At 63.2% G+C, this 13838-nt stretch carries 11 protein-coding genes and 3 pseudogenes; 5 read left to right on the top strand and 9 right to left on the bottom strand.

The window, feature by feature from the left end; all coding sequences use genetic code 11:
- The 6 genes and pseudogenes from CQ12_RS10265 to CQ12_RS10240 all read right to left on the bottom strand — a co-directional run.
- Positions 1-199 (bottom strand): annotated as a pseudogene (locus CQ12_RS10265) (methylmalonyl-CoA mutase); the annotation flags it as partial.
- 82 nt (positions 200-281) lie between these two features.
- The gene (folK, locus tag CQ12_RS10260; RefSeq protein WP_057835185.1) at positions 282-773 is read right to left on the bottom strand and encodes a 2-amino-4-hydroxy-6-hydroxymethyldihydropteridine diphosphokinase; all 492 of its coding nucleotides are present in this window, start codon (positions 771-773) and stop codon (positions 282-284) included.
- Position 774: 1 nt separating this feature from the next.
- A complete protein-coding gene (gene folB / locus CQ12_RS10255; protein WP_057835184.1) occupies positions 775-1146 on the bottom strand; it encodes a dihydroneopterin aldolase in 372 nt (123 codons plus the stop codon).
- On the bottom strand, positions 1143-2000 hold the full coding sequence (gene folP / locus CQ12_RS10250; RefSeq protein WP_057835183.1) for a dihydropteroate synthase: 858 nt from the start codon (positions 1998-2000) through the stop codon (positions 1143-1145). The genes folB and folP overlap by 4 nt, the downstream gene beginning before the upstream one ends.
- A 72-nt stretch (positions 2001-2072) precedes the next feature.
- On the bottom strand, positions 2073-2480 hold the full coding sequence (locus CQ12_RS10245) for a DUF4332 domain-containing protein (RefSeq protein WP_057835182.1): 408 nt from the start codon (positions 2478-2480) through the stop codon (positions 2073-2075).
- Positions 2481-2534: 54 nt separating this feature from the next.
- Entirely contained in the window at positions 2535-2900 is a 366-nt protein-coding gene (locus CQ12_RS10240; RefSeq protein WP_057835181.1) for a hypothetical protein, read from the bottom strand.
- A 203-nt stretch (positions 2901-3103) separates the two neighbouring features.
- Between CQ12_RS10240 and CQ12_RS47205 the strand changes: the two genes are divergently transcribed.
- From CQ12_RS47205 to CQ12_RS10230, 3 genes are read left to right on the top strand one after another with little or no spacing between them, the layout of a single operon-like run.
- Positions 3104-3235 (top strand): hypothetical protein, encoded by a 132-nt coding sequence (locus CQ12_RS47205; RefSeq protein WP_283807359.1) that lies wholly within the window; start codon positions 3104-3106, stop codon positions 3233-3235.
- On the top strand, positions 3229-4866 hold the full coding sequence (locus CQ12_RS10235) for a helicase HerA-like domain-containing protein (RefSeq protein WP_057835180.1): 1638 nt from the start codon (positions 3229-3231) through the stop codon (positions 4864-4866). Before CQ12_RS47205 ends, CQ12_RS10235 begins: the two co-directional genes overlap by 7 nt.
- 57 nt (positions 4867-4923) lie before the next feature.
- Positions 4924-6324 (top strand): M20/M25/M40 family metallo-hydrolase, encoded by a 1401-nt coding sequence (locus tag CQ12_RS10230; RefSeq protein WP_057835179.1) that lies wholly within the window; start codon positions 4924-4926, stop codon positions 6322-6324.
- Between the two features lie 58 nt (positions 6325-6382).
- Here the strand turns inward: CQ12_RS10230 and CQ12_RS42085 are convergent.
- Together CQ12_RS42085 and CQ12_RS10225 are read right to left on the bottom strand one after the other, a co-directional pair.
- Positions 6383-6591 (bottom strand): annotated as a pseudogene (locus tag CQ12_RS42085) (IS5/IS1182 family transposase); the annotation flags it as partial.
- 10 nt (positions 6592-6601) lie between these two features.
- Positions 6602-10462, bottom strand: coding sequence for a CHAT domain-containing protein (locus CQ12_RS10225; protein WP_157088117.1), 3861 nt, complete (start codon positions 10460-10462; stop codon positions 6602-6604).
- A gap of 599 nt (positions 10463-11061) precedes the next feature.
- Here CQ12_RS10225 and CQ12_RS46235 point away from each other — a divergent pair.
- Positions 11062-11493: pseudogene (locus CQ12_RS46235) on the top strand (PAS domain-containing protein); the annotation flags it as partial.
- Positions 11473-12678 (top strand): PAS domain-containing sensor histidine kinase, encoded by a 1206-nt coding sequence (locus CQ12_RS10220; protein ID WP_283807361.1) that lies wholly within the window; start codon positions 11473-11475, stop codon positions 12676-12678. The pseudogene CQ12_RS46235 and the gene CQ12_RS10220, both read left to right, overlap by 21 nt.
- A gap of 129 nt (positions 12679-12807) precedes the next feature.
- Here CQ12_RS10220 and CQ12_RS10215 read toward each other — a convergent pair whose 3' ends face one another.
- On the bottom strand, positions 12808-13791 hold the full coding sequence (locus CQ12_RS10215; RefSeq protein ID WP_057835176.1) for an NAD-dependent epimerase/dehydratase family protein: 984 nt from the start codon (positions 13789-13791) through the stop codon (positions 12808-12810).
- Positions 13792-13838 lie beyond the last annotated feature (47 nt).

The raw sequence follows: 13838 nt of genomic DNA, 5'->3' as shown, positions 1-13838 counted from the left end.
CGGCGGCGCGGCCGGCGACCGGCGCGGCGCCCTGCGCGCGGCGGTAGATCGGATCGATCTTCAACCCGTCGGACGTCTTGCTGACCAGTTTTTCGAACGGCGCGCCTTTCAGCACCCCGTCCACCAGCTTGCGCCAGTCCTCATAGGTCGCCGGGACAAATTCCGCGGCAAGGGTCAGTTCGTCAGTTTTGGTGGTCATCCGGACTATTGTTCCTCGGTCGTCTCTTCTGTTTGGCCGGAAATTGCCACGGGGCGGCGGCCAAGCCAAACGATGTTTTGGGTCAATCGAGGTCGGGCAGCCGCCGGATACCCTCGGTTGAAAGCTGCGCCAGCACGTCAGCGACGCGGCGTCCCGCGATGACACGGTCGGGCGCGATTTCGGCCAGCGGCACCAGCACGAAGGCGCGCTCCAACGCCCGCGGATGCGGCAGCGTCAGTTCCGGCTTGTCGAGCCTGACATCGTCATAGGCGATCAAATCGAGGTCGAGGGTGCGCGGACCCCAGCGCGTCTCCTGTGCGCGGTCGCGGCCGAACTTCTTCTCGATCTTGTGCAGCGTGAACAGCAGCGCATGCGGATCGAGACTGGTCTCGATCTCGATGACGGCGTTGGTGAAGGGGGCCTGGTCTTCGTCGCCCCAGGGCGGGGTGGTGTAGTCGGAGGAGCGCGCGAGCAGGGCGGCCTGCGTCATGCCGCAGATGTTGGCGATGGCTTTCCGGAATGTCGTGCGGACGTCACCGACATTGCCGCCGAGCGCGATCAGCACGTCCGCCATGTCAGGGCGCTGGCCGTTTGCGGATCAGCACCACGCCGACATCCTCGAAGATCTCGGCAATCGGCGCATGCGGCTTGTGGACCGTGACCTTGACCGCATGGACGCGTGGGAACGCCGCGAAGATCGCGTCCGAAACGGCGCCGGCCGCACGCTCCAAAAGCTTGTAATGGGTGTTCGTGAATGCGGCAGTCGCGGTCTCGACCACGCTGGCATAGGACACGGTGTCGGACAGCCGATCAGTGTGCGAGGATTCCGACAGGTCGATGGAGAGTTCGAGATCGATCACGAACCGCTGCCCGACTTTGGTCTCGTGTTCCATCACGCCATGGCGGGCATGGGTAACGAGGCCGGTGATGAAGATCGTATCGCTCATTCCCGTTCCCTGATTGCCGCGGTCACACGCAAAGCCTGTACGGTTTCGGCGACGTCATGCGCCCGGATGATCCGCGCCCCATTCTGCGTCGCCAAGAGATGCGCGGCAATCGAGCCGCCGAGGCGCTGATGCGGCTCCGACGGCGTCACCATGCTGATGAAACGCTTGCGCGATGCGCCGACCAAAAGCGGCAATCCGAACGACTGCAACTCGCCGAGCCGCGCCAGCGCAGTCATGCTCTGTTCGGGCGTCTTGCCGAAACCGATGCCGGGATCGAGCACGATTCGGTCCGGCGAAATGCCGCGTTTGGTGGCGATGTCGAGCGAACGCGTGAAGAAATCAGCGATGTCCTGCATGATGTCGATGGCGGGATCGGCGCTGTCGCGGTTGTGCATGATGATGACAGGCACGCCGCGCTCGGCGACAAGGCCTGCCATGCCGGAATCGCGCTGCAGGCCCCAGACATCGTTGGCAATGGCAGCACCCTGATCCAGCGCCCAGGCGACGACGGCCGATTTCATGCTGTCGATCGACACGGGAATGCCGAGTGCCACGACGTCTGACAGCACCGGCCGCAGGCGCTTCAATTCTTCTTCCGCCGGGATCGGTTCCGACCCGTAGGGGCGGGTGGATTCCGCGCCGATGTCGATGATGTCGGCGCCTTCGGCGATCATCCGCCGGGCCTGGGCCAATGCCTGCTCGGGGGCCGCGAATTGCCCGCCGTCCGAGAATGAATCCGGCGTTACGTTGAGTACGCCCATCACCGCCGGATAGGGCCTGGACAGCAGCGCAGGCAACACCGGATGACCGGCCGGACCGGTTGCGGCGGTTGGTCTGGACTTGGCTGCGATCATGCGGTCGCTTTGCGCGGTCCGCGTCGGGGAGTCAAGGTGTGAGAGCGTGCCCGCGGGCCGGCCTGGCCGGGCTCAGTAGCTGATCTTGGGCTGGAGCTTGCGCGCCTGCTCGATCAGTTGCTCGACCGATCGTTCGGAAGGCAGAACCCGGACGAGTTTACGCTTTGTGTTCACGTCTTTCATGTTCTGGGCCAGACGTGCCGGATTGCGGTGGGCGAGTTCACGCACGGTGGTGACGCCGGCGGCGCGGACCAGACCCACCTTGGCCTTGCCCATTCCGGGAATGCGCATGTAGTCGGAAAAATTGGCCCATTCGAGCAGTTGCTGTTCGCTGATGCCGGTCTTCGCCGCAAGCGCCTTGCGCCCTTTCACCGTACGGGCGGCTTCCAGCAGTGCGTCGGTGGTGCGAATGCCCAACGATTTCAGTTTCGAGGCAGAGTAGGCGGTCAGGCCGTCGATCTTGGAAAGGGAGTAAGTCATGATACCAGATGAAAAAAGACAGTGTCCGGGCTGAATATGCTTAACCGCTGCTGACTATGCGAACTGGCTGAGGCCCGGCGTCCCTGAAATAATTTCGCTCATTTGATCCGCTCCGATTTTGTCCCGGCCGAACCTGAAAAGTTCACGCGCCACGCTTTGAATCTCGTTCATGCCCAGGCCCAGCGCCATCAGCCTGGTGCCAACCGCCATCAAGCCTCCGCCCATGAACCTTGCGAACCCGCCATTGCCGCTGGAAGCGGCAATTGCCGCTTCGGCACCCGGAATTTGGTCGATCAGAGCCTGAACCTTGTCGGAGGGCCCTTCGTTGCGAAGAAAACCCAGAACGATGCCGATGGTTTTTTCAGCGACAGCACTATCGATGCCGGCCTTTGAGGCCAGCCGCCCAATCAGTTCGTCCATAATTTGCCCCGTCCCCGACCGGTTTTACCGGGTCGCCTACTTCCATTTTGATCTTGAGCGCCCGCGATCTGAAATACAAGCAACCGCGCCCATCGAGATGATTTTGATTCGCCGAGTGTTGCAGCAATGCAAGAGTAAAGGCCGGATTCACGCGGACTTGTTGCGCTGCGTTCTCGTTTTCTCCGCCGAAGACAGGAAAAAGTATGAGAGACGCCAGCGATGAGGCGGGCGAACGCGCGACGTATGCGGCGCCCGACGGTTTCAATCGGCGGGCAGGATGCGATATGATTGCCAACCAAACCTTCCCGATGCGCGAAGAGGCGATGCGATGGTGACCTCCGACAACAAGACCGCCGATACCGATGAGAAAATCTTTATCGGAAAGGGTGAACAGACGGCCTGGCTGACGCTCGCGCTCGCCAACCGGCACGGCCTTGTCACCGGCGCGACCGGTACCGGCAAGACCGTGTCGCTCCAGATAATGGCGGAGGGCTTTGCCCGTGCCGGCGTTCCCGTGTTCGCGGCCGATATCAAGGGTGACCTGTCGGGAATTTCCGAGGTCGGTGAAGCCAAGGACTTCATCCTCAAGCGCGCCGGAGAGATGGGCCTCGATTTCCAGCCTGACCAGTTCTCGACCGTGTTCTGGGACGTGTTCGGCGAGCAGGGACATCCGGTTCGCGCCACGGTCACGGAAATGGGGCCGCTGTTGCTGTCGCGGATGCTCGATTTGAACGACGTGCAGGAAGGCGTTCTCAACGTCGCATTCCGTGTGGCGGATGAAAACGGGCTGACGCTGATCGACATGAAGGATCTGCGCGCGCTGCTGGATGCGATCGCGCCGGTCGCCAAGAAGGCAGCCGCTGCGGACGATGATCCTGACGACAACGAGGAACTCAAGGCCGCGCTTCGAAAGGCCGCGCAGAGCTACGGCAATGTCAGCAAGGCAACGGTCGGAACCATTCAGCGTCAACTCCTGGTGCTGGAAAACCAGGGGGCAGCGAAATTCTTTGGCGAGCCGGCGCTGACGCTGAAGGACTTCATGAAGACCGACAGCGACGGCCGCGGCGTGGTCAACATCCTGGTCGCCGACAAATTGATGCAGAGCCCCAGGCTATACGCCACCTTCCTGCTGTGGATGCTGTCGGAGCTGTTCGAGGAACTGCCGGAAGCCGGTGACCTGGCGAAGCCGAAACTGGTGTTCTTCTTCGACGAGGCGCATCTGTTGTTCGACGATGCGCCGGATGCGCTGATGGACAAGATCGAGCAGGTGGTGCGCCTGATCCGTTCCAAGGGCGTCGGCGTCTACTTCGTCACGCAGAATCCGATCGACGTGCCGGACAAGGTGCTGGCCCAGCTGGGCGGCCGCGTGCAGCACGCGTTGCGCGCCTTTACGCCGCGTGATCAGAAAGCGGTGAAAGCGGCGGCGCAGACCTTTCGGCCGAATCCGAAGCTCGATACCGCCCGCGTCATCATGGAACTCGGCAAGGGCGAAGCGCTGCTGTCGTTCCTCGAAGGCGGCGGCACGCCGACCATGGTCGAGCGCGTGATGATCCGGCCGCCGACCGCACGGATCGGGCCGATAACACCGGAAGAGCGCAAGGCGATCATGAGCAAGAGCCCGTTCAAGGGCAAATACGACACCGCGATCGACGCCGAATCCGCCTATGAGATGCTGCAGAAGCGCGTGGCCGACACGGCGGCGCCTGCGGATGGCCAGGGCGACGGTAGCGGCGGCGGCGTTCTCGGCCAGATCGGTTCGATCGTCGGCACGATCTTCGGCACCAACGTCAAGCGCGGCCGGCTCTCGACCGGCCAGGTGATTGCGCGCGACGTCACGCGCTCTGTCACCAACAAGGTGATCGGCGGCGTCGTCGCCGATCTCGGCAAATCGGTCGGCGGATCGCTCGGCAGTTCGGTCGGACGCGCGCTGGTGCGCGGTGCGCTCGGCGGATTGCTGCGTCGGTAAGGCCACGGCAAGCTACCCGACGTCAATAACAAGGCTCACAGCCAGGGATAATCAGCCATGTCCAATGTCAAGATTCAGCCGGTCCTCGATCATATCGACGCCGATTTCGACAACAGCCTCGAGCGGCTGTTTGCGCTGTTGCGGATCAAGTCGATCTCGGCCGATCCGGCCTTCGCCGGCGATTGCAAGGCGGCCGCCGATCATCTGGCGAAGGATATTGCGACGCTCGGCTTCAAGGCGGAGGTGAGGCCGACGGCGGGGCATCCCGCGATCGTCGCGAAAGCCAATGGCGGCGGGGGAAGCCGTCCGCACGTGCTGTTCTATGGGCACTATGATGTGCAGCCGGTCGATCCGCTCAATCTGTGGCACCGTCCGCCGTTCGAGCCTGTCGTCACCGACCATGCCGACGGTAGAAAAATCATCGTGGCGCGCGGCGCGGAGGACGACAAGGGCCAGTTGATGACCTTCATCGAAGCCTGCCGGGCCTGGAAGAAGGTCACGGGATCATTGCCGGTCGACGTCACGATCCTGATCGAAGGCGAAGAAGAAGTCGGTTCGAAGAATTTCGTGCCGTTCATGGAAGCGATCAAGGATGAGTTGAAGGCCGACTTCGCGCTGGTCTGCGACACCAGCATGTGGGACCCGAACACGCCCGCCATCACGACCTCGCTGCGCGGCTTGATGTATGACGAGGTCACCATCAAGGCTGCCAACCGCGACCTGCATTCCGGTGTGTTCGGCGGCGGCGCGCGCAACCCGATCCGCGTGCTGACCAACATCCTCGGCGGCCTGTTTGACGACAACGGCCGCATCACCATTCCCGGCTTCTACGACGGCGTGAAGGATCTGCCGCCGGATATCCTGGCGCAGTGGAAGAACCTCAACCTCACGCCGGAGTCGTTCCTGAAGCCGATCGGCCTCTCGATCCCCGCCGGCGAAAAGGATCGCCTGCTGATCGAGCAGGTGTCCTCGCGTCCGACCTGCGACATCAACGGCATTTTCGGCGGCTATACCGGCGAGGGCTCCAAGACCGTGATCCCGGCGGAAGCTTCCGCAAAGATCTCCTTCCGTCTGGTCGAAGGCCAGGACCCGCAGAAGATCAAGAAGGCATTCCGCGATTATGTCACCGCGCGGCTTCCGGGCGACTGCAAGGCGGTCTTCACCGAGCACTCCAGCGGCGCGGCCATCGCGCTCGACTGGAACATGAAGCCGCTGGCGGCTGCCAAGCGCGCGTTGACTGAGGAATGGGGCCAGGAGGCGCTCTTGGTCGGCTCCGGCGCCTCGATCCCGATCGTCGCGGATTTCAAGCGCACGCTCGGCCTCGACAGCCTGCTGATCGGCTTTGGTCTCGACGACGACAACATCCATTCGCCGAACGAGAAGTATGACCTCAAGAGCTACCACAAGGGCATCCGCTCCTGGGCGCGGATTTTGGGAGCGCTCGCGGAGGCGAAGTAAGGCGGAAGCGGCAGGGGTGGGCAAAGGCGCTCTCGCGCCGTGCCCATCAGCCATCCGATTAGGACGCGGTCTCTTTAGCTCGCAACCAGATGCGGATTGATGCGAGCTTGACGAAGGCCGGGTAGTCGGCCGCGATCTGTCGTATCGTGTCACTACACGCCGACATTGTTCGATCTTATTGAAGAACCGTTCGATCAGGTTGCGTGCGTGATACAGATGCGGGCTGAAGCAGATCGGGTCTTTGCGATTGCGTTTCGGCGGAATGTTCAATCATCGACTATGGGTTGGTTACAATCCTCAATGCCGCGCCCGGCATGATGATCTTTCTACACCGACCTCTGTCATCCACCAGAACCCATGGATGAGTAACAAACGTCTGTTGGGTATACGAAGCGCCGCCGGCAAGACGCTGATACAAGATTCGTCTTCCGGAATAATCAAGCCAGTAGGTGCTGATAGGGCCCTTTGACCGGTTCTGGAAAGTAATATTTACGCTCGTATCAGCTCTAACTGATTTTAGTGCGGGCTCTGCCGAGCACGGATATTCTCCTGCATCAGTTGGCGGAAGCGTTGGGGATGTTTCTCCGATGGTAGCTTGTTTCATCGCTTCCGATCGTGCTTGCCGCCAGCCGCCGTCACGATAGGTCAGAGTCTTGCGGCACGTTTCCGCGCCGATCCTGCCGCAGGCGCTACCATGCAGGGCGAGATGGAGGGCGGGCTGATCTGCGTGCTCGGTCAGTCGCCACGACCGTACATTTTCAGAGAAGGTGTTCTTCCACGCGCCGTCAATGTGCGCCCATATCTCGATCACACAGCCTGCAGTGCCGCAGTAGGCCATGCAGCCGAGGTGCTGAGTGTCGATAACGTAGGCGGTCCCGCCAGCGAAGCGGACGCTGCGTACGAATTGCGCGGGGGAGTTGGCGGGCTGGTCTATCGCGCGGCAGTCGGCAGTAAGACTCTGGGCCGCAGCCAGGACGGCATCGGGAAAGTCCTGTGCGGCAGTCGCGGCCTTGGAGCGTTCGGAGGTTGGGGCTGCGCGGGGTTCGGTTGTTTGGCTGCGCTCATTCGTTTGCTGCGCATCAGCGCTTGCAGCGGGCCGAACGCCGACTGCGACGTAGGCGCCCCAGTAACTGGGATGCGCCCAGTCGGGCGGTCCTTCGCGGTCAATGATGGCGAGTGTCGCCTCGCGCAACGCGTCTGCCCAGTCCATGCCAGGATCGCGGGCGCGGGCCGCCACGAGGCCGGTCGTGGTCTTTACCGCGGATTCGGAAGGAATCGTCCAGTGGGTCACCAGCAGGCCTCGCGCACCTGCGTTGAAAAACCCGCGGGCGAGTCCCGAGAGACTTTCCGCCCTTGGCCGCCCGTCCGATGTCCCGGTGTTGCAGGCCGACAGGATAATCAGATCGGCGTCGAGCTTGAGGCTCGCAATCTCGGACAGACCGAGGAAGCCGTCATCCTCGGCTGTCGCCAAGGGCGGCGGCGTGAGCACGAGCCCCGGCTCGCTGGTCCCCGCCACCTCTCCGGCGAGAGCACCATGCGTGGCGAAGGTTATGATGCGGTAGTTGGTCAGCGGCAGCGCCTTCAGCGCAGTTTCGTTCGCCGCTGGTCCGACGATGATGTCTTCCGGATCGGCATTCAGGACCTTGGCGATGTACCGCAGTTCGTCCTCGGTTTCCGGCAGGCTTGCCAGGTTGCGCAACACGGCGACGTCGGCGAGCCCGCCTTTCGATCCGCCGAACACCGACTTCATGTCGATGTTGCGCTGGTCAGCGCCCATTGACGCGAGTTGCGGGTTTCCGACACCGAGGAATGGCCGCGACGCGCGGCTCGCGTCCGCCCCGGAACGCTGCGCGACGAGGTTGCGCACCGACGGCACCAGCGCGATGGCGTGTGTCCGCACGAGCCACGGCAGCGCGGCGGCGCGAAATTCCTGCGCCGAATTTGGCGGGTTCGCTGGCGCGCCGGTAAGCAGGATGCCGTAGGGCAACGATTGCAGCGGGCCATCGCCGAGCATAATGAGCTTGCGATAGGCGCCCAGGCGCGCCTTGATCGGCCCGAAGATGATCTCGTGCAGCCGGGCCGCGTCGGCGACCGGGAATTTCGGCGCCTTGCCGTCCACCATGTCGGCGCCGGTCCGCAGCGACCTGACCAGGGCCTCGAGTTCATCCTGTCGAACAGGCGAGCGCCAGACCAAAGTCCTGCCGTCGCGATCGAGGAGAAAGCCGTCGAGGCTGTGGTTGCCCACGCGCAGCAGTACCAGCGCTTCGTTCTTGGCGAGGTGTGACCGAGCATCCGCGAGCGCCACCGGTTCGATCTCGGCGGCAGTCTGCGCCGGCGGCCCCGGAAGTTCGCCGAGTTCGGCTGCGACCTGGTCGCGGCGAGCCTCGGCCTCGCGGCGCACGCGCGTGAGCGTCTGGTCGTAGTTGAACGCCGCATATGCCTTCTCGAACTCGGCCATGCGCGAGGCCTCCGACGCCGCGCGCTTGTGTTCACGCTTGAGCCCGGCGAGGCGCGGCGTGCTCAGAACGCGCCGCTGCTGTGCGATTTCCAGCGTGAGCGCGGTCTCGCCGGTGATGGCGGCCTGCATTGCCCGGAACAACGCATCACCTCCGGCGGCATTCTCGGCGAAGCGGGCTGGAGCGATCAGCTCATGGCGCGTCTGCGCGATGAGCCGCAGCGCGTCCGAGAGGTCGCGCATTGCCAGGATTGCCCGCTCGCCGCCGCCGTCCCATTCTTCACGCAGTTTCGCCTGCGCTATGGCGCTGGCATCGTCGAGGCTCCTGGCTGCCGCGGCGCGGTCGCCGGCAGCCAGTTGAAGCGCGGCTAAACGCGCTAATGCCGAGACGATCACCCGCGCCTGCCGGATCGTGCGGGGGTTGACGATCTGCTGTTGCTCGGTGATCCGCTTCTGATACTGGACGAGGTACTCCAATGTTATGCGTGCGGCGTTGTGAAGCCCGCCGTTCTCGTAGTGCCAGGAGCCCTGTTCGAAAACCCGGGCGATAGCAAGCTCTTCACCGTGCTGCCCGTAATCGTCGTTGACGACGGCGTCGAAAACTTCCTTCATCGGCATCGCCGCCTGCCGGCGCGGATCGGCTTCACGCAAGAATTTCAGGATCTTTGGCTGCTCAAACAAGCTGTCGATCGCCCGGGACAACGCCCACAAGCGCGCCTTCCCGACATCGTCTGCGCGCGCTGGTATTTGGCCGCCCATGGCTGCGATTTCCTTCGCCGCGTTCTGGATGTAGCGCCGCGCGCAAGCCTGCATCTCCGCCGCCGAGAACGTGCCGCGCGAGGCCGCCAAGATCTGGAGCATCTCAACCGGGCCTGGATTCTGGCACGCTGCAGTCAACCAGCGCTTCACCGGTTCGGCGACAGGGCGACCGCAATTCGGGCAGAACCGCCCCCGCAGGTGCAGGGTCACCAGGTCGGACAGATGACCTCTTGGGTCGGCTTCGGCTGATCGGGTCCCCTTCGACAGCGCGGCGTTGATCGCCTCGGACAAAGCCGCCAGGGCCGAGCCATCGTCGAGATGTGCATCCGCCAGCAGGGCCTTCAGCACCGCCAGCCGCATGCGCCGCTCATGGTTGGCAGATTCCGGTCGGTCGACGATGATTGCCGCTGCGCGATGCACGGCGGCCTCCGCTTCGGTTATCAAACCATGCGTCCATTCGTCATGCGCGAGGTTGAGCAACGTATCGATCAAGCGGCCCGGATCGGTGGCGGTGATGCTCTCCGCGAAGGCCACAGCGTCTCTGCGAAACAGGACGTTTTCTGCGAAGGCGGTCAGCGATAACGCGACATCCGCTGCGATATTGGCTTCGCACGCAAGAATTGCCTGCCGTTCCTTGGCTGCTTCGCAACCATGGCCATCAGTTGAAGCCAGTTTCAGCAGAGCCTCTTCGTAGAGGTGACGGTCGATGAAGCGGGCGGGAATGAGGTATTGATAGATGTTACTCCAGGCGCCGCCGTAGTCCGTGGCAAGACTGTCCGGGTTTGCACGGGCAAGTACCAGCTCTCGGAAATCGGCGGGATTTTTCGGAGTATCTGATCCGGCGTTCTGCGCTGCTGCCGTCAATGGCGCGAGAACGCCCCAGAGGATCGTCAAAGAGGGGACAAGGTAAGAAGCGACCTGCATGCCCACCGTCCTGCCCTAGACAGCTCGCCTACGTGGCCAAAATGCCACGACAGTGTGTGTCTGTCGCCTACTCCTATGGAGGTAGCTGACTTGCCAGCCCGCTTGTGGCCGTTCGCGTCATTTCGCTGCGCTGTGCAATTTGGTCGCTATCGGGACATAGCGGACTCTGGCAAGTCGTCCGCCCAGCTGATTATTAGTTCACGGCCTGATTGGCCTTGAATGGTGGGCGTGCGGAGCCTGTCATCGGCGTTCGCGTGACGGGTTGGCTTTGGTCCACTCTGCCGCGCTTGGCACCGTTATTGCGGCGACCGCGGTGGGCACCGCACCGGCCCCGCCAGCGCAGAATGTGGTGTTTCTGGGGCAGGTCCAGGGCCACTGGGACTATTGCACGCCAGCCTATTGAGGCGTTCAATCCCGCGGATGACCGTCTCGTCGCCCGGGACGGACCGGTTCGATCTGCCGCCGGCAGACGAGACGGTCGGCGACATGATCCGGATCCCTGGCGGCACGCATGCCGAAGCAATCACTGTCTCTACAATCTTATCGGGCCTAGTTGCGTCGTGCGCGGGAGGATTGGCGACAAAAGCCAATAGCAGCCGATGACACCATATCAGCAGTCGATTGCGACCGGCGTACCGCCGCGATTTTCAGAAGAGGTGTTCGATCCGCGGCAGCCGACGCTGCAACTGATCTACGACACCGCGCCGGTCGGCCTTGCGTTCCTGTCGCCTGACTGCCGCTACCTCCAGATCAACCAGCGCCTGACCGATATCTGCGGCATTTCCGTAGAGGACCATCTTGGCCGCTATGTAGGGGATTGCGTACCGGCACTGGCGGACGCCGTCGAAGGCATCGTGCAGTCAATCATGCGCACCGGTGATCCCGTCACCGGCATCGAGGTGGCCGGCCAGCGCGCCGACCAGACCGATGAGCGCTTCTGGGTCACCTACTGGCACCCGCATCGCAACGCCGACGGTGAGATCGTTGGCGTCAATGTCGCCGCCGAGGAGATTACCGAGCGCAAGCGCGCCGAGGCCGCACTGAGGGCGAGCGAACGCCAGTTCCACACGCTGGCGGATTCGATTCCGCAACTGGTGTGGATGACGCACGCCGATGGCGCGATCTACTGGCTCAATAGTCACTGGTACGAATACACGGGCAGGCCTGCCGGCGAGATCGATCCGCATGCCTGGCATACGGTGCTTGGCAATCGCTGGATCGAGGCATTGGCAACCGGCACCGCCATGGAGGCGGAACTGTCGCTGCTCGGCAAGGATGGCGAGTATCGCCCGTTCCTGACGCGCGTCGTTCCGCTGCGCGATCCCCAGGGCTTGGTGTATGGCTGGATCGGCACCCATATCGACATCAGCGAACGCAAGCGCAGCGAGCGGGAAGTGCGCAGGGCAAGGGATGCGGCCGAAGCCGCGTTGCAAAATCTACGCGAGACCCAGAACTCGTTGATCGAGGCGGAAAAGCTTGCAGCGCTTGGTCGGCTGGTCGCTGGTGTCGCGCACGAAATCAACAATCCGCTCGGCACCAGTCTGACGGTCGCGTCATCGCTGGAGCGCAAAAGCCGACAGTTTGCCGCGGAAACGGCGCAGGGAACGCTCAAGCGGTCGAGCCTTAACGAGTTTGTGAGCGCCGTGCGCGACGGCTCTGCGCAGCTTCAGGAGAGCCTGCACCGTGCAGCCGAATTGATCCAGTCGTTCAAGCAGGTGGCGTCCGACCGCAACACTTCGGATCTTCGGTCGTTCGACCTCGGCGATCTCACTGAGCAGGTCGCCACGGGCTTACGGCCGGCTCTGCCAAAGCACGGCGTGACGCTGAACGTCGAGTGCGAGCAGGGCCTTTCGATCAGCAGCTATCCCGGCTCCTACGGGCAGGTGTTGACCAATCTTTTCCTCAACGCGATCGCGCATGCGTTTCCGGACGGCCGGCAGGGAATTATTGCCATCAAGGTGAGCGCGTGCGGCGCCGATGATGTCGAGATCATCTTTAGCGACGACGGCTGCGGCATGAGCCCGGACGTCAGGCGGCAGGCGTTCGATCCGTTCTTTTCTACCCGCCGCCACCAGGGCGGCACTGGCCTCGGCCTGCATATCGTCTACAGCGTGGTGACGGATCGCCTGGGCGGCCAGCTTCGCTTGAGCAGCGAACCCGGCAAGGGGACCGATGTAAGGATCATACTCCCAAGACAGATGCCGAACGGGACGTGAGCGTTACGCCATCCGCAAATAAAAACGCCGCCCGGGATTGGGCGGCGTTTTGATTCCAAACGCGTAGAGGGTGTGTGGCCGGCAGTTTAGCTCATCTGCGCGACTAGTCCAATCGATAATCTTCTGCGCTCACTCCACCGGGTAGGGACCCTCGCGAAAAACGCGATCGTGATAACCCTTGCTGCCTATCTCTCGTGCCAGCGGGCTGCGAATGTCATCGTCGGTCCGCGGCCGCGCCATCAGCGTGCGGAAATCATGGCGCGGCTGCCAGCCGAGTTCGGCGCGTGCGCGGTCGTTGACATAGACGCGATCGATGCCTGGGATCATCGTCCAGCCGCGCCGTGCATACTCGGCCTCATGGTCCGGCACGTAGCGGCGGACCACGGCCGGCGCGTTGGTGCGCAATTCCGCCGCGTCGTGGCGCGCGAACGGCGTGGTGGCGCTGATGATGTATTTCGCGAAACCGGCCGATGGCGCGTGCTGTGCCGCCAGGAGATGCGCACTGACGACGTCTTCGATATCGACGCGGCGATAGAGGAACTCGTTGGTCTTGGCGTTGGCGTCGACAAAAGCCTCGCGTGCCGCGCGATTGTCGTCCTCCTCGGGAAAGAAACGCGAGGTGCGCAGCACGACGGCGCGAAGCGAATGATTGCGCGCAAATAGCTGGCACAGATCCTCCGCGGCGGCCTTGGTGACGCCATAGATATTCTTCGGTACCGCCGTGACGTCTTCGGTGATCCAGGCCGCCGGCTCGCCCGGTGGCGGTACCAGCGCATCGCCGAAGACGCTGGTGGTGCTGGTGTAGACGAACGCCGAGACGCCGGCTGCCGCGGCCTCTTCGAGCAGGTTGAGCGTGCCCGTGATGTTGACGTCGACGAAGTCCTGGCGGCTGTGGGTCGCCACGTGCGGCTTGTGCAACGTCGCGGCGTGCAGCACCGTCGTGACGCCCCTCATGCAACGGCGCACGAACGCCCGGTCAGCAATCGAGCCTGCGTGATGCGTGAACGCGCCGGGCAGAATGTCGATGCCAATGGCCTCGCGCCGCTGCGTCTGCAGCGTACGCATCAGCGCCTCGCCCAAATGGCCGGAACTGCCGGTCACCAGTACCGTCACGCCGTTAGAACCTCTCGCGCGCTATAGCGTTTTCGAGCGAAGTGGAC

Origin of the sequence: Bradyrhizobium jicamae (assembly GCF_001440395.1) — a bacterium.
In the GTDB taxonomy this organism is placed as follows: Bacteria; Pseudomonadota; Alphaproteobacteria; order Rhizobiales; family Xanthobacteraceae; genus Bradyrhizobium; species Bradyrhizobium jicamae.
This window is presented reverse-complemented; position numbering and strand designations above follow the sequence as displayed.

What these genes read in the sequence shown, in the direction of transcription:
- folP (WP_057835183.1), bottom strand. Translation starts at nt 2,000, where the DNA reads ATGATCGCAGCCAAGTCCAGACCAACCGCCGCAACCGGTCCGGCCGGT.
- CQ12_RS10225 (WP_157088117.1), bottom strand. Translation starts at nt 10,462, where the DNA reads ATGCAGGTCGCTTCTTACCTTGTCCCCTCTTTGACGATCCTCTGGGGC.
- CQ12_RS10245 (WP_057835182.1), bottom strand. Translation starts at nt 2,480, where the DNA reads ATGACTTACTCCCTTTCCAAGATCGACGGCCTGACCGCCTACTCTGCC.
- CQ12_RS47205 (WP_283807359.1), top strand. Translation starts at nt 3,104, where the DNA reads ATGAGAGACGCCAGCGATGAGGCGGGCGAACGCGCGACGTATGCGGCG.
- CQ12_RS10240 (WP_057835181.1), bottom strand. Translation starts at nt 2,900, where the DNA reads ATGGACGAACTGATTGGGCGGCTGGCCTCAAAGGCCGGCATCGATAGT.
- CQ12_RS10235 (WP_057835180.1), top strand. Translation starts at nt 3,229, where the DNA reads ATGGTGACCTCCGACAACAAGACCGCCGATACCGATGAGAAAATCTTT.
- CQ12_RS10230 (WP_057835179.1), top strand. Translation starts at nt 4,924, where the DNA reads ATGTCCAATGTCAAGATTCAGCCGGTCCTCGATCATATCGACGCCGAT.
- folB (WP_057835184.1), bottom strand. Translation starts at nt 1,146, where the DNA reads ATGAGCGATACGATCTTCATCACCGGCCTCGTTACCCATGCCCGCCAT.
- folK (WP_057835185.1), bottom strand. Translation starts at nt 773, where the DNA reads ATGGCGGACGTGCTGATCGCGCTCGGCGGCAATGTCGGTGACGTCCGC.